We start from the raw sequence: 24083 nt of genomic DNA on the forward strand, positions 1-24083 counted from the left end.
GAATTGAGAATTGAGAATTGAGAATTGAGAATTGAGAATTGAGAATTGAGAATTGAGAATTGAGAATTGAGAATTGAGAATTGAGAATTGAGAATTGAGAATTGAGAATTGAGAATTGGAAATGGAGAGTGAAACAATTGAGAATTGAGAAGAGGACCCTCCTGCGTTGGGATTAGAAGCACTTAAACATGAAGATAAAGACTCCAGGAACATATCAGCAAGCTCTCAGCTAGCCCGGCAAGATGATTCATAATTGTAAGTTTGGATTAATTCCTTAATTTTAAACGTCGCAGTCCTCAATTTATAGTCTTGCAAAGAAAACCCATATCAGCAGTAAATGATGAAAGTGAGTTAATTCAACTCTTGCTAAAACGTCAGGCTGAATTAAACTCTTTGCTTGAAATTACTCAGGCTATTAATATAAACAGTCCCTCCTCGGTTTTGTTCGAGATGCTCGAGGTAATTCTGAATGTCCACTTAAAGATTGGGAAGATCCGCCTTTTAATCAAGGAAGGAGAACATTTTTACTGTGCTACACGATTTGGAGGCGAATTTGAAAATGCAAAAACATTGCAGCAAACCTGCCAGACCCTGATTGATTTCAGAAATATTACTTCTTTGAAGTCTCACGATGATCCCTTATTAAACAAATACGAATATTTTGTTCCGGTTTTTCACAATCAGGAGCTTTTGGCTTTCGTTTTGGTTGGAGATTTTGATACCAGTCAGAATCTGCTGCGCAGTGATCTCAATTTCATTCAGACTCTGATCAATGTGATCGTTGTAGCCCTTGAAAACAAGAAACTCCTGAAAGAACGGGTAGGTAGGGAACGCTTACAGCGTGATATGGAGCTGGCTGTTGAGGTTCAGGGGATGCTTATCCCCAGGCGATTACCTAAAACGGGTGCTGTAGAGGTTGGTGCGACCTATCTTCCAAATGAGAATATTGGTGGCGATTATTTTGACTTTATTAAGTTAGGTACTCATGAGTATCTCTGGTGTATCGCCGATGCCTCAGGAAAGGGGGTTTCTGCTGCTTTGCTGATGGCAAATTTACAGGCCAGTTTAAGAGCCTGGGCCTCAGTAGAGAGAAATCTTGTTAAACTGACAGAGCGTTTGAATGAGATCGTTTACTCAAATACTAACGGGGAACGCTTCGTGACCTTATTTCTTGGGCTTTATAATGAGCAAACAAGGGAACTGCAGTATGTCAATGCAGGGCATAACCCTTCGGTTCTCATAATGGATGGAAAGGTTAAATTTTTAAAAGAGGGTACAACAATCATCGGTGCTTTTGATATCCTTCCGGTAATAAATCTGGGCAGGGAAATCCTGACTTCTGGAAGTATAGTTTTCAATTATACTGATGGCCTGGTTGAAAGCCCGAACGAGGAAGTGTACATTTCTGATCAGGAGCTTGTTTCTCATTTGCTGGAAAGCTGTAATCTTGAGGTCGATATCCTTAATGAAAACATTTTAAGGAGTATTCAAAGTCTGAATAATGCGAAGATGGATTCAGATGATATTACCCTATTAACCATAAGGGTATCTTAGTGATTTCGTTATAAACTGACATTATGCTTCTACCGTACTTTCAGCATGAACATATTGAAGCGGGCTGCGATGAGGCGGGACGCGGATGCCTTGCCGGTCCGGTTTTCGCAGCCGCCGTAATTTTGCCTGAAAATTTTTCGCATCCTCTGCTTAACGATTCCAAAAAAATAAATGAAAAAGACCGCTTTCAACTCCGTGATATGGTTGAACGGGAAGCAATAGCCTTTGCCGTGGCATCGGTAGATCATGAAGAAATTGACAAGATCAATATATTGAAGGCTTCAATCAAAGCGATGCATCTTGCACTTGGGCAACTCAGTATTCGTCCGGGATTCATTATTGTAGACGGGAACAGGTTTAAGTCCTTTGAGGATTTAACTCATCAGTGCATCATAAAAGGAGACAGTAAGTATTATTCAATTGCAGCAGCTTCAATTCTTGCCAAAACCTACCGGGATGAATACATGCTTAATTTGGCAGCAGAATATCCGCAATATGACTGGAAAAGCAATAAAGGTTACCCAACTATTAAGCATAGAAATGCGGTTATTGCTCATGGACTGTCGCCTTTTCATCGCAAAACTTTCCGGATCAGTGCCCCTCAGCTTACACTTGCATTATTTTCTGAACAGAATTGATTATCCTGAAATTATAGCTTAGCTTTTAATCGTTTTTAATTACTTTTGGCGCAATCAATAATACCTCCTTAATAATGAAAAGTGTTGCTTTAAATGATATCCATATTGCACTTGGTGCCAAAATGGTGCCTTTTGCCGGATTTAATATGCCTGTTCAATACAGTGGGATTAACATCGAGCACGAAACCGTCAGAAATGGCGTGGGAGTATTTGATGTGAGTCATATGGGTGAATTTATCCTGAAGGGGGAGGGTGCACTAGATCTTATCCAAAAGGTATGCTCAAATGATGCCTCTACACTTTTTGACGGTAAAGTTCAGTATTCCTGTCTCCCTAATGAGCAGGGTGGAATAGTTGACGATTTGCTGGTCTATCGAATAGATGAAAAAACCTATATGCTGGTTGTAAACGCTTCAAATATTGATAAAGATTGGGACTGGATTTCAAAGTACAACAAAGGTGCTGTAGACATGAAGAATATTTCAGATCAGACTACATTACTGGCTGTTCAGGGTCCTAAAGCTGCCGAAGCCCTCCAAAGTTTAACTGAAGTTAATCTGGCTGATATGGATTATTATACATTTAAAAAAGGTGTGTTTGCCGGGATAGAGAATGTGTTGATATCTGCTACAGGATATACGGGTGCTGGAGGCTTTGAATTATATTTTGATAAAAAAGATTCTGAACACATATGGAATGAAGTTTTCAGAGCTGGTGAGCCTTTAGGGATCAAGCCCATCGGACTCGCAGCGAGGGATACTCTTCGACTGGAGATGGGTTTCTGCCTTTATGGAAATGATATTGACGATTCAACCTCGCCGATAGAAGCTGGTCTGGGTTGGATCACTAAATTCACAAAGAACTTTGTCAATTCAGAAAATCTTGCTGCTCAGAAAGAAAATGGAGTTGAACGTAAGCTGGTTGGATTTGAAATGATCGAAAGAGGTATTCCACGTCATGATTATGAGATCGTGGATGTAGCTGGCACTGTAATTGGTAAAGTAACTTCAGGTACTCAAGCACCAAGCTTGCAAAAGGGCATAGGTATGGGTTATGTTAAAACAGCCTTTTCAAAGGTTGGTACAGATATTTATATAAAGATCAGAGATAATAAAGTGTTAGCAAGGGTAGTAAAAATGCCTTTTAAGTAATAATCAGCCCTTTCTAAAGAATGCAAAAACGTAACCTCGAAGTTTGTCTCACACCAGCTCTGCTTCACCTTCATGATTTCACACATAGTATTGTTGTTGTAATTGATATTTTCAGGGCAACTTCGTCAATTTGCTATGGTATTGAAAATGGGGCAGAATCAATCATTCCAGTCGCAACGATCGAGGCTTGTGAATCCTACAGACATTCCGAATATCTGCTTGCTGCTGAGCGCAATGGTGAGGTAGTAGATGGTTTTGATTTTGGTAATTCGCCTTTTTCATATACTGAAGATAAGGTTAGCGGTAAAACAATTGTATTGACTACAACCAATGGTACACACGCCATTAACATGTCGCGCGGAGCCCATAAAATTGTGATAGGTTCCTTTTTAAACCTTTCAGCTCTCTGCGACTGGCTAAAAACTCAGCCCAATGATGTCCTGTTACTATGTTCAGGATGGAAGGATAAGGTTAATCTTGAAGATACTTTGTTTGCAGGAGGGGTAGTTCATTACCTGAGGGAGGAGAATTATGCTTTGGATGATGCAGGTATCGCTTCCGAAGACCTGTATATTATGGCAAAGGATGATCTGAACACTTATCTGAAGAAAACCTCGCACAGTGAGCGCTTGAAAAAGCTGGGCATCGAGGAAGATATTAAGTTTTGCCTGAACCTGAATATCACCAAAGGGATTCCTGTTCTTGATGGTGAGAGGTTGATTAAAATGGTTATTTGATTAAGGCTGACAGGGTTTTAAACCCTGTCAGCCTTATGCCCATTAAAATGCTGAGAAAGTATTGTATAATTTAAATACTATTTCAGCTTATTCAAATTTTTAATCCCCAATAATGATTTTATTTGGGAGATAGCAATTTCATTGAGCTGTTTCAATCTCTCACTTTGATTGCAACCCTTTCGAATTAAGACAGCATTGATGCTTTCTATATTGCTCAAAACAACCAACTGGTTAATATTTGCATAATCCCGAATATTGCCTTCCGGTTTTGGGTTCGTATCTCTCCACTGTTTTGCAGTTATGCCAAACAATGCCATATTCAGCAGATCCGCTTCGTCTGCATAAACAAAATTTATTTTTTCTTTTGTTAGAGTTGCAGGAATTAGGGTGTCCTTGATGGCATCAGTATGGATATGGTAGTTTATTTTTGTCAATGTCCGTTGCAGATTCCATTCTAATTTTAAACGATCGTTTTCATCTTCTTTAAGGCGTTGGAATTCTTTAATGAGGTATAGCTTGAATTCTGCACTTAGCCAGCTTCCGAATTCAAAAGCGATATCTTTATGCGCAAAAGTTCCACTTCCATATCTGCCTGTTTTTGCAATCAGTCCGATAGCATTTGTTTTTTCAATCCATTTCTTTACCGAAAGTGAAAAGCGGTTTAGTCCTGCTTCGTTTTTAATTCCCTCGAATTCGGGGGAATTAAAAACAGGATTATTTATTTGCTCCCAAATACCAATAAATTCAATAGTGTTTTTATTTCTAAGCCATTTTTCGATGAGCACTAGCCCATCTTCAAAATTTCTGACCATATCGGTCATTGATAAATAATCGGTGTCTTTGTATTGAATAATTGTAATTTCTGTTCCTTTTACAGTGATTATTTTATTCTTTGCCATGGTCATTTTTAATTGCGGCTTATCTGCCCATCCTTAAGACATTGAAATTCTTTAACAAGGTAGAATTAAATGAAAGACCTTGTCTTAATGAGATGTTTTTATGAGTAAAAGGCTGTAGCAGAGTCTTGATTGGAAAATAGTACAAATTAATTTGAAGAGCCTCAATAAATTTTTGAGTGGTTAGTTTGAAAACTATAGCTTAGCGCTTCATTTTTAAATTCATTGATTTGATGCGTTTAAAAACTGGACCATTTTATTGCTCCCATAATCCATTAAATCTACCACTCCAGTGGTTCTTATCTAGTTTTGAACACCGGGGGGAGCTTTATTTCAACTTCTCATTATTCTTATGCCTGTCGGCATCCCTGATATTTTTCTTTTCCATATTTTTCCCAAGTGCTTCGCTTAGGTTCACACCCGTTTGATTGGCCAGGCAGATCAGAACAAACAATACATCGGCCAGTTCATCCCCAAGATCATGTCCTTCATCTGATTTTTTGAAGGATTGTTCCCCATATTTTCTTGCCATGATGCGGGCAACCTCACCAACTTCTTCCATCAGGATAGCGGTATTGGTTAGTTCATTAAAATAGCGAACCCCGGTTGTTTTGATCCACTGGTCAACGTTTTCCTGTGCTTCCTGTATTGTCATCAGAATTATTTTTAAACTTATTCTCTTGATTTGGTATCCATGATTATAGTGACCGGTCCATCATTCACCAGGCTGATCTGCATGTCTGCACCGAAAACCCCGGTCTGAATCTTTGTCCCGGTAAGCTGCCCCAGCTCGCGGATCATTTTTTCATACAATGGAATTGCAAAATCTGGCTTTGCCGACCGCGTAAATCCGGGGCGATTTCCTTTTTTTGTAGAGGCGAACAGGGTAAACTGACTGATAAGCAAAATATTCCCCTGAACATCAGCCAAAGCTTTATTCATCAAACCATTCTCATCCGAAAATATTCTCATGTTGCTGATCTTCTGCGCCAGCCAGCTCAGATCTTCATCGGTATCGCTATCTTCAATACCCAGCAGAATCATAAAGCCCATACCAATTTCTCCACTGATCTTTCCTTCAATACTGCATGATGCACTGCTGACCCGCTGAATTATTGCTCTCATCTTATGCTCTTGTGTCGTTATTATTATAAATGCTTAAATAACTATCATACCTGGATGGTTCGAGCTCGCCATCTTCCAGAGCCTCCAGAACAGCGCATCCGGGTTCATTGATATGCCTGCAATTGTTAAAGCGGCAATCATCCATCAGCTTTCTGATTTCCGGAAACAAACGACCGAGTTCCTGTTTCTCAATATCGAAAACACCGAGTTCACGTATCCCGGGGGTATCAATCAGATATCCGCCGAAAGGCAGCTTGAACATCTCAGCAAAAGTTGTGGTATGCTTTCCCTTATCGCTCCAATCAGAGATCTCGCCCGTTTTGAGCTCATAACCGGGTAATAATGCATTAATCAGCGTTGATTTTCCAACACCAGAGTGACCGCTGACAAGCGTAACTCTATCTTTTAAAAGTTCCCTTAACTGATCCAGATTGGTCGCTTTTAATGCCGATACACTATAACAGGGGTAACCGGCTTGCTCATAGATGGACTGGTATTGGCTTAAAATCTCCAGACCTTCAGCACTAAACAGGTCAAGTTTATTAAATATCAATTTCGCCGGAATATCATAGGCTTCGGCAGTTACCAGAAAGCGGTCGATAAATCCAGGTGAAGTTCGGGGAGAAGCCAGGGTAACGATCAGAAAAGCCTGATCTAAATTGGCTGCAATGATCTGCGCCTGCTTTGACAGGTTAACAGACTTACGGATAATATAATTCTTTCTTGGCTCAAGTTCAGTGATTAGTCCGGTTTCCTGATCAGGCTCCGGCTCTACTGTGACACGGTCGCCTACAGCTACGGGATTAGTAGTTTTAATATCCAGCGTTCTAAACTTACCCTTAATACGGCATTTTATTGCCCTCCCCTCATCGGTTTGAACTTCATACCAGCTTCCTGTTGATTTTATAATTAGTCCCTGCATTTAGTCGCTAAAGATACTCCTTGATTACATTATCAATAATTATATAATCAATTTATTATCGTTTTGGCAAAAAATAATGTTTATTTAAAATAAATTCACAAGAATTTGCGAATTCAAAAATTAAAACCGTTATTTACGCCACAATAAAAAAGAAATGATTATAACTTTTTATACCACAACAACAACTACCACTACCACGCTGATGCTTGGGGAAGGTAAATGTATGGTGTAAATTTAACATAAAACATCAAAAACGCCTTCCTCCGACAAAGGGGAAGGCGTTTTTTTTTATAAAAATTCAAAGAATCCCGCACATGCGGGAATATAAACAAGTATATACTAATGAAAATTTTAAAGTTCGGGGGTACCTCAGTTGGATCGGTTGAATCGATCAGTAAATTATTACAGATCATTGAAAAGGAACAGAAGCAATCGGGGAATCCGGTTATTGTCCTTTCGGCTATGAGTGGGGTCACGAATCTTTTGTCGTCAATGGCAGATAAGGCTGCGCAAGGTGGAACTTTCAGTGACGAATTGAAGGAGCTTGAAGAACGTCATTTTGATGTGATCAAAGAACTATTGGCCGTACCCAAACAAAATCCGGTATTTACAAAGCTTCGTATCCTGTTCAACGAACTGGAAGATCTCTTGCAGGGAGTGATGATCCTGCGTGAATTGACTCCGCGTACAAGGGATCTGGTTCTTAGTTATGGAGAGCGTTGTTCAACATTTATGATCAGTAAGATCGCCGGACAGAAATCAGATGAGGATGTTTATGTGAATGCAGCAGATGTCATTAAAACAGACAGTTCTTTTGGACAGGCTCGTGTGAATATGGAACTAACTGAACTTCTTGTCAGAGACTGCTACAATACAAATAAGGGTAAAATGCTGTTTGTTACTGGTTTCATTGCAAGTAATGATGAGGGAAGAATAACAACGCTGGGTAGAGGTGGAAGTGATTATACTGCTGCGATTTTTGGTTCAGCCCTGAATGCTGAGGAGATTGAGATCTGGACTGATGTGAATGGAATGATGACTGCAGATCCCAGGATGGTAAAAAAGGCATTTTCATTGCCTGAACTTTCCTATACCGAGGCAATGGAGCTTTCATTCTTTGGAGCAAAAGTTATATACCCGCCAACAATGATCCCCGCCTTCATGAAGAAAATTCCGATTGTAATCCGGAATACTTTTGAACCTGAATTTCCGGGTTCTGTGATCAAACATGATTGTGAAAATTCGGGCCTGGCAATCAAAGGAATTTCTTCAATTAATGATATCAGTATTATCAATATTGAAGGTAGTGGTATGGTAGGAAAGGCAGGATTCAGTGGTCGATTATTTTCCTTGCTGGCACGTGAGCAGATCAATGTTATTCTGATCACCCAATCTTCTTCAGAACATAGCATTACTTTTGCAATACACCCTTCTGATGCGGCAAGAGCTCAGCATTTGATAGAGCAGGAATTTGAGCTGGAGCTGCTTGCTAAAAAGATTGAGGCACCTGTTTTTGAGCAGGGTCTTTCGGTTCTTGCAATCGTAGGAGAAAATATGAAACAAACTCCGGGGATTTCCGGAAAGCTTTTTCACGCCTTGGGACGTAACGGAATCAATGTCAGGGCAATTGCTCAAGGATCTTCAGAATACAATATTTCGGTTGTGATCTCAAGGGAGGATTTGAATAAAGGCCTCAATGCGGTTCATGATGCCTTCTTTGTTGAATTAAATAAAACCTTGCACGTGTTCTGTCTTGGAACCGGAAATATTGGAACCACTTTGTTCAAACAATTATTGGAACACAAGGATTTCCTTCAAAAGCATAATGGAATACAGATCAAAGTTGTCGGCATCGGTAATACCCGCAAGATGATTTTTGATGCAGAAGGTATTGAACTTGAAAATTGGCAGGACACGCTGCAGAAGGAGGGTGAACCGGCTGATCTTTCGCATTTTGTACAGAGAATGAAATCAATGAACCTTCCAAACTGTGTTTTTGCAGATAATACAGCAAGTTTAAAACCCATTGAGTTTTACCAGGAGATATTCAGCTCAAACATTTCTATTGTAACCTGCAATAAGATTGGTAATTCTTCTTCATTCGAACAGTACAAGCTGTTCAGGGATACTGCAAGAGTGCATGGGGTAGATTTCTTCTATGAAACCAATGTTGGAGCAGGCCTTCCTATCGTGAAGACATTAAAAGACCTGATGATAAGTGGAGATCGGATTCTGAGTATTGAAGCGATACTTTCAGGAACTATTTCTTACATTTTTAATAACTATAAGGGTGATATCACATTCCACGATATTGTGAAGCAAGCTCAAGATAAGGGCTATACTGAACCCGATCCTCGTGATGACCTTCGCGGTACTGATTTTATGAGAAAGATGCTGATTCTTGCACGCGATGCCGGGTATGAGCTTGAAGCTGCAGATGTTGAGATTGAAAGCATGCTTCCTGAATCATGCCTCAATGCTGAGACTGTGGATGATTTTTACAGAACATTGCAGGCAGAGAACAACTTTTTTGAAGACATGAAAAAGCAGGCAGAAAATGGAAAGAAAGTACTCAGGTATATTGGTAAACTTGAGAATGGCAAGGTGAAGATCGGACTCCAGATGGTGGATGATACGCATCCTTTTTATGCCCTATCGGGAAGTGATAATATAATTTCATTTATTACCGATCGCTATAAAGAAAGACCGATGGTAGTTAAAGGTCCGGGTGCAGGTGCGGAGGTTACCGCAGCAGGAGTGTTTGCAGATATTGTTCATGTTGGTGCCAATAAATTCTGATAGCACCTGATTATTTTAATATTTTTGATCGTTCGGCTTAAGCGGGATTCTCAGGAGACAGTATACAAGTATGAATAGATCAGTAAAAGTTTTTGCACCTGCAACAGTAGCCAATGTGGTTTGCGGTTACGATGTATTGGGTTTCGCAGTGAATGCACCTGGTGATGAGGTGATCATGCGTTTCAGGGATGAACCAGGAGTAATTATCACAAAAATAAGTGGTGATGATGGACGTCTGCCTTATGATCCGGCGAAGAATACGGTTAGTGTGAGCGTGCAGCATTTTCTGAATCATATCGGGCGATCCGATGTGGGAGTGGAGATCGAATTGAATAAGAAAATGCCGATTGGCAGCGGATTGGGATCAAGCTCTGCCAGTACAGTTGCTGGCTTATTTGCAATCAATATGCTGATGGATAGCCCTCTGACAAAAATGGAGTTGGTTCCTTTTGCTATGAAGGGAGAGGAGCTGGCCTGTGGATATGGACATGCTGATAATGTGGCACCGGCGCTGCTTGGAGGTTTTGTCCTGATCCGCAGCTATGAACCACTCGATATTATTCAGCTTCCATTTCCAGAAGAACTTTATTGCTCCATTGTTTTTCCGCAGGTAGATGTGCCGACCCGCGATGCAAGGCAGATCATAAGGAGCAAGATATTGTTGAAAGATGCGGTGGTTCAGTGGGGAAATGTTGCCGGATTAGTTAGCGGCTTATATACCAAAAACATAGACCTGATTGCGAGGAGCATGAAGGATGTGATTGTCGAGCCAGTGAGGTCGATCCTTATCCCTGATTTTTACAGATTAAGAGAAATTGCAATGGAAAATGGAGCGCTGAGTTTCGGAATCTCAGGTTCAGGACCTTCAGTTTTCACATTTACCAGAAATGATGATGATGCCCGCCGGATCAATGAAAAATTGCAGGCACATTTCAGATGGCTGGATACAGAAAGTATTGCATACAGGTCGCCGATTAATGCTCAGGGGCCAATAATTTTAGATTAATGATTTTATATAGTACCAATAATAAAGATTTAAGAGTTCCTTTTAAAGAAGGGGTATTCAATAGTTTACCCGCAGATAAGGGTTTATACATGCCGGTAAATATCCCGGTGCTTGATCCTGAATTTATTGCAGATCTGCACAAATATAGCCTGCCTGAAATTGCTTTCCGGGTATCTAAAGCTATCCTGAATAATGCAATTCCTGAGTCAGATCTGAAGGCTATTATTGATGATGCGATTAATTTCGATGCACCTGTTATTGAAATTTCGAAGGGTATAAACGTTCTGGAACTTTTTCATGGTCCCTCACTGGCTTTCAAAGATTTCGGTGCCAGGTTTATGAGCCGGGTGATGAGTTATTTTCTGAAGGAGGGTGAGAAGCAGTTAGATGTACTCGTAGCTACATCGGGAGATACGGGTGGAGCAGTGGCACTGGGTTTTCTGGGTGTACCTAACGTCAGGGTAACTATCTTATTTCCAAAGGGTAAGGTAAGTCCGATTCAGGAATTTCAATTAACTACTAACGGACAAAATATTCGTGCGATAGAGATCGATGGTACCTTTGATGATTGCCAGGCTCTGGTAAAGCGGGCATTTAATGATCCTGAACTGAAAGAGAAGTTTCGCCTGACATCTGCCAATTCTATCAATATTTCAAGGCTAATCCCACAGACATTCTATTATTTTAATGCGTATGCACAGATTCAGCGAATGGGGTATAAGGAAGTGGTATTTTCTGTCCCGAGTGGTAATTTTGGCAATATTGGAGCGGGTTTGCTCGCATGGAAGATGGGTCTGCCTGTGAAGGCATTTTTGGCTGCAACAAATGTTAATGATACAGTGCCGGTTTTCCTCCAAACTGGAGTGTATAAGGCTAAGCCAAGTGTCCAGACCTGGTCAAATGCGATGGATGTGGGCGATCCGAGTAACTGGGTAAGGATTATGGATATGTTTGGCGGAGACCGAAGCTTGCTTGGAAATTTGCTAAGCGCCTATAGTTTTAGTGATGAAGAAACCCTTGAAGCAATAAAGCAGGTACACATGGAGCATGGCTATATCATGTGTCCGCATACCGCTATTGCCTGGCTGGCTTTAAAGAAATGGATGACTGAGCATACTTCTGATGATGTGGCGGGTGTGTTTTTATCTACAGCTCATCCTTGTAAATTTCCCGATATTTTCCCTGCAGAGATTGCAGCCGAAATAGATATTCCGGTACAGGTAAAGGAACTTGAAGGCAAGGAAAGGATTTCTGCAAGTCTTGGAAATGATTTTGAAAGGTTTAAGGCTTATTTGCTGGGGTAAAAGGCTTAACGCTGACAGGGTTTTAAACCCTGTCAGCGTTAGCTTAATTTACAAAAACTCTATAATAGTGTATAGGAAAATTAGCTAACGGTAGATCTGATTGATCAAACGGATATTTCTATAGAAATATGAATCTTTTTTAACCTGCTGTTTAAGAGGATTTTCTATAATCCAATTAAATATAGCAAGTACTTAACCGAATTTCGGAAATCATTCGGTCTGTTTGATTTTTTTAAAAAATAGCTTCAGCAATTCTCTTCGTCGGACCAGGATTACTCATCGTATAAAAGTGCAATACCGGTGCTCCAACTTTCATCAGTTCTTTACATTGAGCGATCATATGCTCAATTCCAACTTCCCTAACCTCTTTTTCAGATTTGCACTTTTGAACAGCTTCACTTAATTCTTCCGGCAAATCGATATGGAAAATTTTCGGCAGGCTGATTAATTGTTTGGATGAAGTAATCGGTTTCAAACCTGGTATAATTGGAACGTTTATTCCATTTTCACGGCATAGCGCTACAAATTCAATATATTTGGAATTGTCGAAAAACATCTGTGTCACAATGAACTCGGCACCCATCTCAACTTTCTTTTTCAGAAAGCCGAAGTCTGTTTTCATGTTTGGTGCTTCAAAGTGCTTTTCAGGATAACCGGCTACACCGATACAGAATTTTGTCTTATAGGCAGTATCGTAATCCTCATGAAGATAAACCCCATTATTCATATTAGCCACCTGCTCTAGTAGTTCAGTTGCGTAGGCATGTCCCCCTGGTGTAGGAATAAATCCTGAATCTGCATGGCGGGCATCACCTCGTAAAACCAGAACATTATCTATACCCAAAAACTGCAGGTCGATCAGGGTGTTTTCAGTTTCTTCTTTAGTAAACCCTCCGCAAATCAGGTGGGGCACAGCATCCACATTGTACCGGTTCATAATCGAAGCACAAATGGCTACAGTTCCCGGGCGTTTACGATATGAGACCTTTTCCAGGAGGCCACTTTCATGCTGCTTATAGATATAATCTTCTCTGTGATAGGTTACATCAATGAATGGAGGCTTAAACTCCATCAGCGGATCTATGGCATCATAAATACCCTGTATACTCTGCCCTTTTAAAGGAGGAAGCAACTCGAAAGAGAAAAGTGTTTTGCCCTTGGCGTTTTTTATGTGATCGGTGATTTTCATTCCTATTAGTTATCAGTTATCAGTTGCCTGTTATCTGTTGAATAATTGTTGTCCCTATTTTATTTGCTGATAATATTTAATAAAACCACTTAGTAATTTCCTTGTGGTTTCAGTTAATATTAAAAGTTGATTAAGTTTTACATCTTCTATGTATTCTAAGTCAAATCTAAGATACAGTTGAGTTTCTAATTCATAAATAGAGCCTCTTGCGATATAGAAGAATTGAATACTATCCTTTGGATAATTTCTTCCACATCCTTCAGCAATATTTGAAGGAATTGAAATCGCAGACCTTCGCATTTGGTTAATTAAGCCAAACTGTTCTTCCTTTGGGAATTCAGCCGTTACAGAATAAATATCTTTAGAAAGTCTTCTTGCTTCTAACCACACATTTAAATCATTGTAGCGTTTTCCTGAATTTAACATATTCCTGAAATTGAATTATTTAGAATAATTTACATCTAAAACTCAATTTCCTGCCATTTATGCCGTTAACTCAATAACTTATACCATTTACTAACTCTTACAGGTAACCGATAACAGCTAACTGATAACTATTAGTATCCTAAATTCGGGCTCAACCACCGCTCCGTTTCCTCTACTGTCATCCCTTTACGAAGGGCATAATCTTCTACCTGATCCTTGCTGATTTTGCCTAATCCGAAATAGCGTGATTGCGGATGAGCAAGATAATAACCGCTGACTGCTGCGGTAGGATACATTGCAAAGCTCTCTGTTAAACGAATACCGGTTGCATTTTCTGCATCAAGAATTTCGAATAGGGTTGCTTTTTCGGTATGATCCGGACAGGCGGGATATCCCGGTGCCGGACGAATACCTGTGTATTTTTCCTTAATCAAATCTTCAGAACTAAGTGATTCATCATTCGAATAGGCCCAGAATTCTTTTCTAACCAGTTCATGCATGCGCTCTGCAAATGCTTCAGCAAGGCGATCTGCCAGGGCTTTTACCATGATACTGTTATAATCATCGTAATTCTTTTCAAACTCTGCAACCAGTTCATCACAGCCTATACCCGTGGTAACCGCAAATCCACCCCAGTAATCAGCAATGCCGGATTCTTTTGGAGCTATAAAGTCTGAAAGGGCATAATATGACTCACTGGCCGCTTTCTCTGCCTGTTGCCGAAGTGTATGAATGGTTCTGTAAACCTGAGTTCTGCTCTCGTCGGTATATAGCTCGATATCATCACCAACAGAATTTGCCGGCCAGAAACCGATCACCCCTTTTGCTGTCAGAGATTTATCTGCAATGATTTTATCCAGCAAAGTTCTGGCTTCATCATAGAGTTTTTTTGCTTCTGCACCTACAAACGCATCTTCAAATATACGCGGGTAGCTTCCTCTCAATTCCCAGGTATGGAAGAATGGCGTCCAGTCGATATAGGGTACCAATTCTTCAAGAGAAAAATCAACAAATGCCCTGGTTCCAAGGAAAGTCGGTTTTGGTGCAACAGCCGCATTCAGATCAATTTGGAACTTGCCAGCCCTTGCCTCAGCGATTGTTTTAAAACGCTTATCTGATTTTTTATTTAAATGAGCCTCTCTTGCTTTTGAATATTCATTATGAATGTTTGTAATGTATTCCCCACGGTTTTCATCACTCATCAGGGTACTGCATACCGTTACACTTCTTGAAGCATCAAGAACATGTACGGATGGACCTGAATAATTTGGAGCCACTTTCACAGCTGCATGAATCCTGGAAGTAGTTGCACCACCAATAATCAATGGAATCGTAAATCCTTCCCTTTCCATTTCTTTGGCGAAATGAACCATTTCATCCAAAGATGGTGTGATTAGCCCGCTGAGGCCGATTATGTCAACATTTTCAGCTTTTGCTGTTTCAATAATCTTTTGCGCAGGGACCATTACTCCAAGGTCAATGACCTCGAAATTATTACAGGCCAAAACAACCCCGACAATGTTTTTACCAATGTCATGAACGTCGCCTTTTACTGTTGCCAGTAATACTTTTCCTGCATTTTTACGCTGGTTGCTGTCGGCATTATTAAGTTTTTCTTCCTCTATAAATGGTAATAAGTAAGCTACAGCTTTCTTCATTACCCTAGCCGATTTTACTACCTGCGGAAGGAACATTTTACCCTGACCGAACAAATCACCTACAATACCCATTCCGTCCATTAAGGGTCCTTCAATAACCTCAAGAGGCTTAGCGTATTTTTGACGTGCTTCTTCAACATCATCATCCAGATAGTCGATGATGCCTTTTACCAGTGAGTGGGATAAGCGTTCTTCGACACTGCTATTACGCCATGCCTCATCCTTCACAATAACCTTACCCTTGGTTTTAATAGTTTCGGCAAAATCTACCAGGCGTTCTGTGGCATCAGGACGACGGTTCAGTAATACATCTTCAACCAATTCCAGCAAATCTTTCGGGATTTCTTCATACACCTCAAGCATACCGGCATTGACAATACCCATATCCAGTCCGGCTTTAATTGCATGGTAAAGGAATGCCGAGTGCATGGCCTCACGGACGGTATTATTCCCCCTGAAAGAGAATGAAATATTACTTACTCCACCACTTACCTTGGCAAGTCGAAGGTTTTGTTTGATCCAGCGGGTGGCATCAATGAAATCAACCGCGTAATTATTATGCTCTTCCAGTCCGGTAGCTACAGTCAGAATATTCGGATCAAAGATTATATCCTGTGGAGGGAAATTGACCTCATTAACCAGGATATCATACGATCTTTTACAGATTTCCTTACGCCTTTCCAATGAATCAGCTTGTCCGGCTTCATCAAATGCCATCACAACCACTGCGGCTCCATATTGACGGATTTTTCCGGCATAAGTTTTAAAAGCCTCTTCTCCTTCTTTCAAAGAGATTGAATTCACAATTCCCTTTCCCTGAAGGCATTTTAATCCGGCTTCAATCACAGTCCATTTGGAGGAATCAACCATAATAGGTAATTTGGAAATATCCGGTTCTGAAGCAATCAGATTTAGGAATTTAACCATTGCTGCTTCAGAGTCGAGCATTCCTTCATCCATGTTGATGTCAATGATCTGAGCACCGCCTTCAACCTGCTGACGTGCTACAGAAAGAGCTGCATCAAAATCACCACTAAGGATAAGTTTTGAGAATTTCGGAGATCCTGTGATATTGGTACGCTCACCTATATTGACAAAGTTTGTCTCGGGAGTCAGGGTAACCGGCTCAAGTCCGCTAAGCCGGAGATAAGGCTCAGGTGAAGCAGGTATCCTTGGAGAAAATTTTGCCGCTTTTTCGGCAATACATTTAATATGTTCAGGAGTTGTACCACAGCAACCTCCGACAATATTGACAAAGCCGTTCTCCATGAAATCTTCAACCAAATGGGCAGTTTCATGAGGCAGTTCATCATAAGCTCCAAACTCGTTCGGAAGTCCGGCGTTCGGATAAGCTGAAATAAAACAGGCTGCTTTTTGAGAAAGCTCTTCAATATGCGGACGCATATCTTTAGCTCCCAATGCACAGTTAAGTCCGATACTCAATAAATTGGCATGACTTAATGAGTTTAAAAATGCCTCAACGGTCTGGCCGGATAAGGTTCTTCCGCTGGCATCTGTAATCGTTCCAGAGATCATGATATCGATCTTTCTGCCGCTCTCATTCTCATAGTTCTTGGCAGCAAAAAGGGCAGCTTTGGTGATGAGTGTATCCGTGATGGTTTCAAAAAGCAATACATCAGCCCCACCTTCAATCAGGCCCTTAACCTGCTCATAGTAAGCATCTACCAGTTCGTCAAAAGTAACAGCCCGATAACCGGGATCATTAACATCCGGCGACATGGAAGCCATTTTTGTTGTGGGACCAAGGGCGCCTGCAACAAAACGTGGTTTATCAGGGTTTTTCAGTGTGTACTCATGGGCTATTTCTTTTGCAATTCGTGCACCTTCGAAACTCATTTCATACGACAGATCCTCCATCTGATAGTCGGCCATTGAAATGCGTTGCGTACTGAAGGTATTCGTTTCAATGATATCTGCACCAGCTTCAAGATATTCAGCATGGATTGCTTTAATGATATCCGGACGGGTAATGTTCAGGAGGTCATTATTGCCCCTTACATCACATGGATGATCTTTAAATCGTTCGCCCCTGAAATCTTCTTCTGTTAACTGATAGCGCTGAATCATGGTGCCCATAGCACCATCAATTACCAGTATTCTTTTTTTAAGTTCTTCTCTGATCATTATTTAGTATCAAGTAGCAAGTATAAGGTATCAAGTTTTGGGTATCAGGTATCAGGTTTCAGGCTGGACGCACAAAAACACTCCAGTCCCTATCTAGATTCTTGGCTCTTGATACTTGATACTCAAAACGGCTTATCTTCGAAAAGTCGGTATTTATTGACTCTCACTTATCTGTTCCGCCTTGGGCGGATAGAATGTAGCACCTTATTAGCACAGGTTGCTAAGATTTCTCAGGGTCTAATCCCTCCATCTTTCTGAATAAGCAGTGCAAAAATGCAAGATATTTTGGTGAAATGCAAATTGAGTTAACAGTTACCTGTTGTCAGTTGCCTGAAATCAGTTACCTGAAATCAGTTACCTGTTAACAGATAACCGCCAACAGGTAACACAACTTACTTCCTGCTTCCGAATAGGCGAAGCAGCATCAAAAACAAGTTGATAAAATCCAGATAAAGGGTTAAGGCGCCCATGATTACCATTTTATTGGCAGATGCATCACCATATTCGATACCGGCGGCTATTCTTTTCAGGCGCTGCATGTCATAGGCAGTTAATCCTACAAATAAGGCTACGCCAATAAAACTGATGATATAATCTAATTGACTGCTGCCCAAAAAGAAGTTTACGATACTGGCAATTATAATTCCAACCAAAGCCATCATCAGAATGGAGCCGAATTTTGTCAGATCAGTTTCGGTAGTGTATCCGGCGAAAGCCATGACGGCAAAAAGCAGGGATGCAGAAATAAAGCAGCCCAGGACAGATGATGAGGTATAAATAAGCAAAATATAGCTCAAGCTTATGCCGGTTGCGGCAGAATAAAGAACGAAAATCAGAGCCAATGCAGGGAAAGAAAGACGGTTCATTCCAAAGGACATGACCAACACAAAGGCCAGTGGAGCGAACATGGCAATCGTACCTAAAGTGGTTCTGCCTCCATTTATCGGGTCGATCAGCATGCTGAGCAAGGCTTCATCATTGGAGAAGAAATAGGCAAAACCTGCAGACAGGCCTAATGCTATGAACATCCAAAGAAATACATTCGGCAGAAAATTTGCAGAGGTAATGGCACCTCCACGCTGAACTATCGGTTCGTTAGTATACTGGTAGACTGTTTCTTTTTCTGACATGATATTTGGTTTTTCCGAATATAATAAAAATGATTTGTTCTGATGTTATACTAATGTAAAAGTACACACCTCCTTTCAGCTTTCAGTTTTTGACCACGGTCTTGTTCATCCGTATAACCGCGGTCGATCCAGTCATCTACGAATACTATGGAAGCGATACGTACAGTTTCATTACTGATTGCAAGTTCCAGTGCTTCTTTTATCTGACCTGAAGTCTGAAGTCCAACAATTCGCCAAAGAGTTCAGGTGGGTGCTGTAAGTCGGCGTCTAATGAAATTACACAATCTCCATTAGACTAGTCCAGGCCTGCTTTCAGGGCTACCTGATGTCCGAAATTTCGCGACAATTCGATATAAAAAATGTTTGGCTTTTCTTGAGCAGCTACTTTAATAATCGATAAGGTATTATCAGTGCATCCATCATCGATCAGCAAAATTTCATAATTATAAATAGATGAGACAAAAACGTTGTCGATTCGTTCGAGGATTTCGATAATATTATCCTGTTCATTATGTGCAGGAATGACTATTGACACAAGCTTTTTCATACAGAGCCAATTTTTAGGGAAAACTTTTGCGTCATTAACTGATAGGATATCACAAACCAGATCAGTACGCAGGGGAACGCTTTTAGCGAGTAGGGTCTGATGTATTCATTTCTGATAAATCGCGGAAAAATATCCGTCGGAGAAAGGCTGGTAAGCACCAGTGCTAAAATAAACAGAAATATGAAAACCGGCTTTATGGAGGCAGATTGCAGAACAAACCATATTGCGACTCCTGCAAACGCAATAATATAGGTAGGAGATTCTGAAGAATTACTAAATATCACGGTAAAGATTAAAACTGATGCCAGATAATGAAGCCTGAATAGGCTGGATCCGTACTCTTTTATTCTGAGATAGGGTAGAGCAAACACTAATATGCCGCAAACAAGGAAAGGTAAATTAGGAATAGCCGCGATACCGCTTATTCTTCTAACAATACCCATTAAGGAGATGTCTTGCATGGAAGTAAGGGAAGCATTCAGCGACTGTTTTTCCATGAGGGATGAATACCAATCGAAATAGCTTTGAAGTATGTATTGCGGGGTAAAGAATATCATGGGTAGCAGAAATAATATGCCACCCCAGACAATGCAATACAAGACAAATTTTGGTTTATCCTTGACAAAGAAAAAAAATGCAAGTCCTACAATTCCATACAGTTTTATAAATGTTCCAAATAATATAAAAAAAGCCGCCCAGAAATTTTTTCGTTTTTCTATAAGCGCATAGGAAAGAATGATGATGGCCGTGATCGAGATGTTAAATTGAAAACTTAGCATCGCGGTAATCAATTCGTTTAGAATTATCCAATATATAAAACTGATCTTTCGATCATCGAGGGGTAGTTGTTTAACAGCATAATACAAGAATAGGACATTCGACAATTGCCAAGTTACTTGTCCAAGAAAATCGGGTAGAAGGGCGAAGGGGACAATTAGCAAGCTAAATAAAGGTCCATAATGATTTGTGTCAAGATGCTCGGCCGGGTATGCCTTAGATAAATTCAAGCCTTCGAGTGCATGGTAGAAGGTGAACTTATAAATATTGAAGTTATTATAAGAATTAAGAAAGTATTGCTTAATTGAAGTAATGGTGGCTATGAGCAGCCAGAGAAAAAGAATAAAATTATGATTTTTAAGAACTTGCAAGGGCTTTTGCCACGATAGCCCTTGTAAAGCTGTGCCAAGTCTGGTGAACATAAGAGCGTTAAATAATATTCAAGTTCAATATATTAAAACAAGTCGAGAACTTCGGAGCCTAATTGGACTCTCAGGAACATAAATATGGAATCACATTATCCACCGTAGTGAACGGGATTGATTGCCACCCCTGAGCTGTGTAGGCGTTAAACCGCTCAAAATGTCAGATATTTTTATAACCGGTAATCGCATACCTACAGCCGATTTCTTTCTGTAAGTTTCGCCAAGGATCTTTAAGTGAAATCCAAAAATGCTGCCGTATCTGGAAACCACACTGTCGCTTATAAAGTCCTTTAGATGCAGGGTTTTATGAGCAAACGAAATTTGAGTTGGAATTAAAATACAAGTAATTGAAAACAGAATCCGCAAAATAAAGCTTTCTTCAAGTATTATGACAAAATAATATCCAAATCTGAGGATTTTCTGAAGGTGGATGCGCAATAAAGTCTCCAAAGCTTCACCATGGGTTTGTTCAAAGTAGCTTGCCGCTACTTCCTGATATTTGATATGGCTCATCCGGGTGTACCAGTACGGGATTACCGCTACCTTTCAATGAGTTTTTCTGAAAACTTTCGCGCTTAGCAACTTTAATAAACGAACAACCTAGTTAGCAGCTTCAAAAACTTCCGTGCTTCGTTGAACGAGCCTCATCCCAGTAGGTAACACAATCAACAGCAATGGTAATGCTACAAGAAAGCCGCCAATTACAGAAATAGCTAGCGGCTGATGAAGTTGTGCGCCGGCACCAATTCCAAGGGCGAGTGGCAAAAGGGCAATGATGGCTCCCAGCGCTGTCATTAATTTAGGCCGTAAACGGGTAGAAATAGAAAAGATGATCGCTTCATCAACACTTTTTGTGTGTAATGATTCTTTAACCTGCAGATAGGTAAAAATGGCATTTTCACCTATAATTCCTACTATCATAATTAAGCCGGTATAACTTCCTACATTTAATGGGGTATTGGTTAAGAATAGGGCCAGATAACTTCCGGAAATCCCTAAAACTGCAACTAAAAGTATCAGAAAGGCTATTTTAAACTCTTTGAATAAAAAGAGAATAACTCCAAAAACCAATAGGCTGGATGTAATCAATATGATGAACAGTTCTTTAAAGGATTGCTGCTGTTCTGCATAAGCCCCACCATATTGAATGTGATAACCGGGAGGCAAATGTATTTTTGTTCCCACGTTTAGCTGAATGTCTTTTATCACGCTACCCAGATCACGGTTATCTAACCGGGCAGTAACCACGCCCATAGATTGCAGGTTCTCCCGCTCAATTTCTGCTTCCCCGGATCTAACTGAAACAGCTGCCAGTTGGGTAATCGGTATGATGCTGCCATTCGGCAAGAACACAGGTATCTTACCGATATTAGAAATACCAAATTTTCTGCTTTCCGGGTATACTATACGGATGGGGGAAAGTTGCTCCTTTTCAAAAATTTCACCGCCTAAATTGCCTTGAAGAGCTGTTTGGAACTGGGTTTGGAAACTTGCCGGACTTAATCCATATTGAGCGAGCGCCGCACTGTTAGGCTTAATATTAATAGAAGGGCCGGCTATAACAATCCCATCAAAAACATCTGCTGCTCCTTTAATATTAGTTACAATAGCTGCAACTTGTTTAGATAACTGTTGCAATTTTTGCTTGTCCCTACCAAAAATTTTAATTTCAACAGGCTGCACAGAGCTCATTAAATCTCCCAGCATATCGGTAATCACTTGCCCAAAATCAATAGTCAGGGCGGGCTGTGAGGCCTGTATTTTTTGCCTTAATTCATTAATTACCTCTTCGGTAGTTTTTTTTCTGTTTTTCTTTAGCTGTATTAAATAATCACCTCTGTTAGGTTCGGTAATGAAAAAACCCATTTGCGTACCGGTACGCCTGGAATACGCTTCCACGTCAGGAACTTTAACGATGATTTTCTCTGCCTCACGCAGCATTCTGTCAGTTTCTTCCAGTGAAGTGCCTGGCGGGGAATTATAGTCTAAAACAATACTTCCTTCATCCATTGCGGGCAAAAAACCTGTTTGTAACCTGGGTAAAATCAGCACGATAGACACGATGAGTACCAGTACGGCAACCGTACTGATCCAGGGCCTTAAAATAAAAAAGGAAACCCATCCCTGGTTTTTAACCTTGTGAACGGAGGTTTCTTTGCTTTCAATTTTATGGCTGCCGCTATTTTTTGTCAATAACAGATACACCACCGGCAGGCCTATCCAGGTTACAAAGAAAGAACAGACCAGAGTTATGATCATGGTGTCTGTCATTACTTTAAAGTAAGCTCCCGCTACTCCCGTCATCAGTGCAAATGGGATAAAAATCACGATCGTACTAATAGACGAACCAAGCATAGCTGGAAACAGGTAAGCGATTGCTTTCTGTAAAAGTGTGGTAGTTGGCTCATCCGGATGCTCTTCATTGGTCCGGTGAATTTGTTCTACAACAACTATCGCATCATCAATAATTAACCCTATAGCTGCGGCAATGGCTCCAAGAGTCATGATATTAAAGGTAGCACCTGTGGCGTATAATACAATTAAGGTGAGAGCCAGCGTAATTGGAATAATGATCAGTATGGTTGCACTGGCTTTAAGTGATCGTAAGAAAACAATGGCCACCAAAATAGCCAGACCTAAACCTATCCATAAACTATCCGTAACACTTTTAACCGACTCATTCACAAAATCTGCCTGAACGTAATATGGATTAATACTCACCCCCGGTGGTAATATTTTGCGAAGACCTTCTATTTTTTTCTCCATTTGGGAAGAAAGATCAACGAGATTTGAATTCGGTTGTTTGACTATTGCAATTAAAATCGCATCCCGGCCATTTGCATTTATTTTTGTGTATTCTACTCCTTCTGTAATTTGTACCTCAGCAATGTCTTTTATCCGGACTATCCTCTTGCCCTTATTTGAAATGATCAGGTTTTGGAGATCCTCTTTATTGGTTATTGTTGCATCTGTGATGGTAAGATAGAGGAATTTATAATCGGATAAATAGCCGTTAGAGGTGACAAAGTTTGTCGACCTTAACGTCAGATCAATCATCTCCGGAGTAATAGAAAGCGCGCTCATTCTCTGGCTGTTCAGCTTTATCCAATACTCCTTGGTTTTACCGCCTATAACTCTAATTTCTGAAACTCCATCTACTTGTGAAAGGAATGGCTTAATCGTAAAAGTAGCTATCTGCTTAAGCTCAATAGGCGACTTGTTATGGCTTTCCAGGGTGTACCCGCTTACAGGTAAAATAGATGGGTTCATCTTCTCTGTTACAATACTAACTCCGGGAGGGAGCGTATTACGGAGTTGGCTTATTTTGCTTTCTATACGTTGCTGGCTAATATCAATATCAGCTTTCCAATCCATAAAGGCTGATATTTCACAGCTGCCCCGGCTGGTAATGCTCCGGATCAATTTTAAATCAGGAACTTGTTTTATCGCATTTTCCAATGGACGTGTTACCGTAACCATCATTTTATCGACCGGCTGTAAGCCGGCATCAGCAATTACCTTTATCTTAGGGAATGTGATCTCGGGGAACAGGGATGTTTTCATTTGCTTGTAAGCAAACAGGCCGCCCGCTAAGATGAGCACTAAAACAACAGTCAGTGGATTTCTATAAGAGATAAAGAAGTTCTTCATCCT

19 protein-coding genes and 1 riboswitch are annotated in these 24083 nt (G+C 40.5%); of the genes, 7 read left to right on the top strand and 12 right to left on the bottom strand.

The annotated features are described in order from the left end of the window. Positions 1 to 309 precede the first annotated feature (309 nt). From Q8M41_RS09985 to Q8M41_RS10000, 4 genes are all read left to right on the top strand, one after another. The gene (locus tag Q8M41_RS09985; protein ID WP_305365122.1) at positions 310 to 1554 is read left to right on the top strand and encodes a PP2C family protein-serine/threonine phosphatase; all 1245 of its coding nucleotides are present in this window, start codon (positions 310 to 312) and stop codon (positions 1552 to 1554) included. A gap of 23 nt (positions 1555 to 1577) precedes the next feature. Beyond that, positions 1578 to 2192 (top strand): ribonuclease HII, encoded by a 615-nt coding sequence (locus Q8M41_RS09990; protein WP_305365123.1) that lies wholly within the window; start codon positions 1578 to 1580, stop codon positions 2190 to 2192. 74 nt (positions 2193 to 2266) lie between these two features. After that, complete coding sequence (gene gcvT, locus Q8M41_RS09995; RefSeq protein ID WP_305365124.1) at positions 2267 to 3343, top strand: glycine cleavage system aminomethyltransferase GcvT; 1077 nt, start codon at positions 2267 to 2269, stop codon at positions 3341 to 3343. A 20-nt stretch (positions 3344 to 3363) separates the two neighbouring features. Beyond that, the gene (locus tag Q8M41_RS10000; protein WP_305365125.1) at positions 3364 to 4080 is read left to right on the top strand and encodes a 2-phosphosulfolactate phosphatase; all 717 of its coding nucleotides are present in this window, start codon (positions 3364 to 3366) and stop codon (positions 4078 to 4080) included. Positions 4081 to 4157: 77 nt separating this feature from the next. On the opposite strand, the gene Q8M41_RS10005 is transcribed toward Q8M41_RS10000, so the two are convergent. The 4 genes from Q8M41_RS10005 to rsgA form a co-directional block, all read right to left on the bottom strand. Next, complete coding sequence (locus tag Q8M41_RS10005; protein ID WP_370870472.1) at positions 4158 to 4985, bottom strand: KilA-N domain-containing protein; 828 nt, start codon at positions 4983 to 4985, stop codon at positions 4158 to 4160. Between the two features lie 319 nt (positions 4986 to 5304). Next, complete coding sequence (locus Q8M41_RS10010) at positions 5305 to 5631, bottom strand: nucleotide pyrophosphohydrolase (protein ID WP_305365127.1); 327 nt, start codon at positions 5629 to 5631, stop codon at positions 5305 to 5307. A 17-nt stretch (positions 5632 to 5648) separates the two neighbouring features. Beyond that, positions 5649 to 6101 (bottom strand): D-aminoacyl-tRNA deacylase, encoded by a 453-nt coding sequence (gene dtd, locus Q8M41_RS10015; RefSeq protein WP_305365128.1) that lies wholly within the window; start codon positions 6099 to 6101, stop codon positions 5649 to 5651. A gap of 1 nt (position 6102) precedes the next feature. After that, complete coding sequence (gene rsgA / locus Q8M41_RS10020; RefSeq protein WP_305365129.1) at positions 6103 to 7023, bottom strand: ribosome small subunit-dependent GTPase A; 921 nt, start codon at positions 7021 to 7023, stop codon at positions 6103 to 6105. A gap of 342 nt (positions 7024 to 7365) precedes the next feature. On the opposite strand from rsgA, the gene thrA reads away from it, so the two are divergent. From thrA to thrC, 3 genes are all read left to right on the top strand, one after another. Then, positions 7366 to 9822, top strand: a complete 2457-nt coding sequence (thrA, locus tag Q8M41_RS10025; protein WP_305365130.1) for a bifunctional aspartate kinase/homoserine dehydrogenase I — start codon at positions 7366 to 7368, stop codon at positions 9820 to 9822. 70 nt (positions 9823 to 9892) lie between these two features. Beyond that, entirely contained in the window at positions 9893 to 10828 is a 936-nt protein-coding gene (locus tag Q8M41_RS10030; RefSeq protein ID WP_305365131.1) for a homoserine kinase, read from the top strand. Further along, positions 10828 to 12132 (top strand): threonine synthase, encoded by a 1305-nt coding sequence (thrC, locus tag Q8M41_RS10035; protein WP_305365132.1) that lies wholly within the window; start codon positions 10828 to 10830, stop codon positions 12130 to 12132. The genes Q8M41_RS10030 and thrC overlap by 1 nt, the downstream gene beginning before the upstream one ends. A 232-nt stretch (positions 12133 to 12364) precedes the next feature. Here the strand turns inward: thrC and metF are convergent, their stop codons facing one another. The 8 genes from metF to Q8M41_RS10075 all read right to left on the bottom strand — a co-directional run bounded on the left by metF (position 12365) and on the right by Q8M41_RS10075 (position 24080). Continuing rightward, positions 12365 to 13321 (bottom strand): methylenetetrahydrofolate reductase [NAD(P)H], encoded by a 957-nt coding sequence (gene metF / locus Q8M41_RS10040; protein ID WP_305365133.1) that lies wholly within the window; start codon positions 13319 to 13321, stop codon positions 12365 to 12367. 54 nt (positions 13322 to 13375) lie between these two features. After that, the gene (locus tag Q8M41_RS10045; RefSeq protein ID WP_305365134.1) at positions 13376 to 13747 is read right to left on the bottom strand and encodes a four helix bundle protein; all 372 of its coding nucleotides are present in this window, start codon (positions 13745 to 13747) and stop codon (positions 13376 to 13378) included. 131 nt (positions 13748 to 13878) lie between these two features. Next, a complete protein-coding gene (metH, locus tag Q8M41_RS10050) occupies positions 13879 to 17553 on the bottom strand; it encodes a methionine synthase (protein WP_305365179.1) in 3675 nt (1224 codons plus the stop codon). Between the two features lie 161 nt (positions 17554 to 17714). After that, positions 17715 to 17815, bottom strand: a riboswitch (SAM riboswitch). Positions 17816 to 17942: 127 nt separating this feature from the next. Continuing rightward, positions 17943 to 18680 (bottom strand): Bax inhibitor-1/YccA family protein, encoded by a 738-nt coding sequence (locus tag Q8M41_RS10055; protein ID WP_305365135.1) that lies wholly within the window; start codon positions 18678 to 18680, stop codon positions 17943 to 17945. Between the two features lie 295 nt (positions 18681 to 18975). Next, positions 18976 to 19227, bottom strand: coding sequence for a glycosyltransferase (locus Q8M41_RS10060; protein WP_305365136.1), 252 nt, complete (start codon positions 19225 to 19227; stop codon positions 18976 to 18978). Next, positions 19224 to 20426, bottom strand: coding sequence for a glycosyltransferase family 87 protein (locus tag Q8M41_RS10065; protein ID WP_305365137.1), 1203 nt, complete (start codon positions 20424 to 20426; stop codon positions 19224 to 19226). The genes Q8M41_RS10060 and Q8M41_RS10065 overlap by 4 nt, the downstream gene beginning before the upstream one ends. A gap of 90 nt (positions 20427 to 20516) precedes the next feature. After that, positions 20517 to 20942 (bottom strand): hypothetical protein, encoded by a 426-nt coding sequence (locus Q8M41_RS10070; protein WP_305365138.1) that lies wholly within the window; start codon positions 20940 to 20942, stop codon positions 20517 to 20519. Positions 20943 to 21029: 87 nt separating this feature from the next. Next, positions 21030 to 24080 carry an efflux RND transporter permease subunit gene (locus Q8M41_RS10075; RefSeq protein ID WP_305365139.1) on the bottom strand — a complete coding sequence of 1017 codons (3051 nt, stop codon included), beginning with the start codon at positions 24078 to 24080 and terminating at the stop codon, positions 21030 to 21032. Between the last annotated feature and the right edge of the window lie 3 nt (positions 24081 to 24083).

Source organism: Daejeonella sp. (assembly GCF_030684675.1).
GTDB lineage: Bacteria > Bacteroidota > Bacteroidia > Sphingobacteriales > Sphingobacteriaceae > Daejeonella.

Bases quoted from the DNA above. Each gene is read 5' to 3' on its own strand.
- Q8M41_RS09990 (WP_305365123.1), top strand. From the start codon at position 1,578: ATGCTTCTACCGTACTTTCAGCATGAACATATTGAAGCGGGCTGCGAT.
- gcvT (WP_305365124.1), top strand. From the start codon at position 2,267: ATGAAAAGTGTTGCTTTAAATGATATCCATATTGCACTTGGTGCCAAA.
- Q8M41_RS10000 (WP_305365125.1), top strand. From the start codon at position 3,364: ATGCAAAAACGTAACCTCGAAGTTTGTCTCACACCAGCTCTGCTTCAC.
- Q8M41_RS10005 (WP_370870472.1), bottom strand. From the start codon at position 4,985: ATGACCATGGCAAAGAATAAAATAATCACTGTAAAAGGAACAGAAATT.
- Q8M41_RS10010 (WP_305365127.1), bottom strand. From the start codon at position 5,631: ATGACAATACAGGAAGCACAGGAAAACGTTGACCAGTGGATCAAAACA.
- dtd (WP_305365128.1), bottom strand. From the start codon at position 6,101: ATGAGAGCAATAATTCAGCGGGTCAGCAGTGCATCATGCAGTATTGAA.
- rsgA (WP_305365129.1), bottom strand. From the start codon at position 7,023: ATGCAGGGACTAATTATAAAATCAACAGGAAGCTGGTATGAAGTTCAA.
- thrA (WP_305365130.1), top strand. From the start codon at position 7,366: ATGAAAATTTTAAAGTTCGGGGGTACCTCAGTTGGATCGGTTGAATCG.
- Q8M41_RS10030 (WP_305365131.1), top strand. From the start codon at position 9,893: ATGAATAGATCAGTAAAAGTTTTTGCACCTGCAACAGTAGCCAATGTG.
- thrC (WP_305365132.1), top strand. From the start codon at position 10,828: ATGATTTTATATAGTACCAATAATAAAGATTTAAGAGTTCCTTTTAAA.
- metF (WP_305365133.1), bottom strand. From the start codon at position 13,321: ATGAAAATCACCGATCACATAAAAAACGCCAAGGGCAAAACACTTTTC.
- Q8M41_RS10045 (WP_305365134.1), bottom strand. From the start codon at position 13,747: ATGTTAAATTCAGGAAAACGCTACAATGATTTAAATGTGTGGTTAGAA.
- Q8M41_RS10055 (WP_305365135.1), bottom strand. From the start codon at position 18,680: ATGTCAGAAAAAGAAACAGTCTACCAGTATACTAACGAACCGATAGTT.
- Q8M41_RS10060 (WP_305365136.1), bottom strand. From the start codon at position 19,227: ATGAAAAAGCTTGTGTCAATAGTCATTCCTGCACATAATGAACAGGAT.
- Q8M41_RS10065 (WP_305365137.1), bottom strand. From the start codon at position 20,426: ATGTTCACCAGACTTGGCACAGCTTTACAAGGGCTATCGTGGCAAAAG.
- Q8M41_RS10070 (WP_305365138.1), bottom strand. From the start codon at position 20,942: ATGAGCCATATCAAATATCAGGAAGTAGCGGCAAGCTACTTTGAACAA.
- Q8M41_RS10075 (WP_305365139.1), bottom strand. From the start codon at position 24,080: ATGAAGAACTTCTTTATCTCTTATAGAAATCCACTGACTGTTGTTTTA.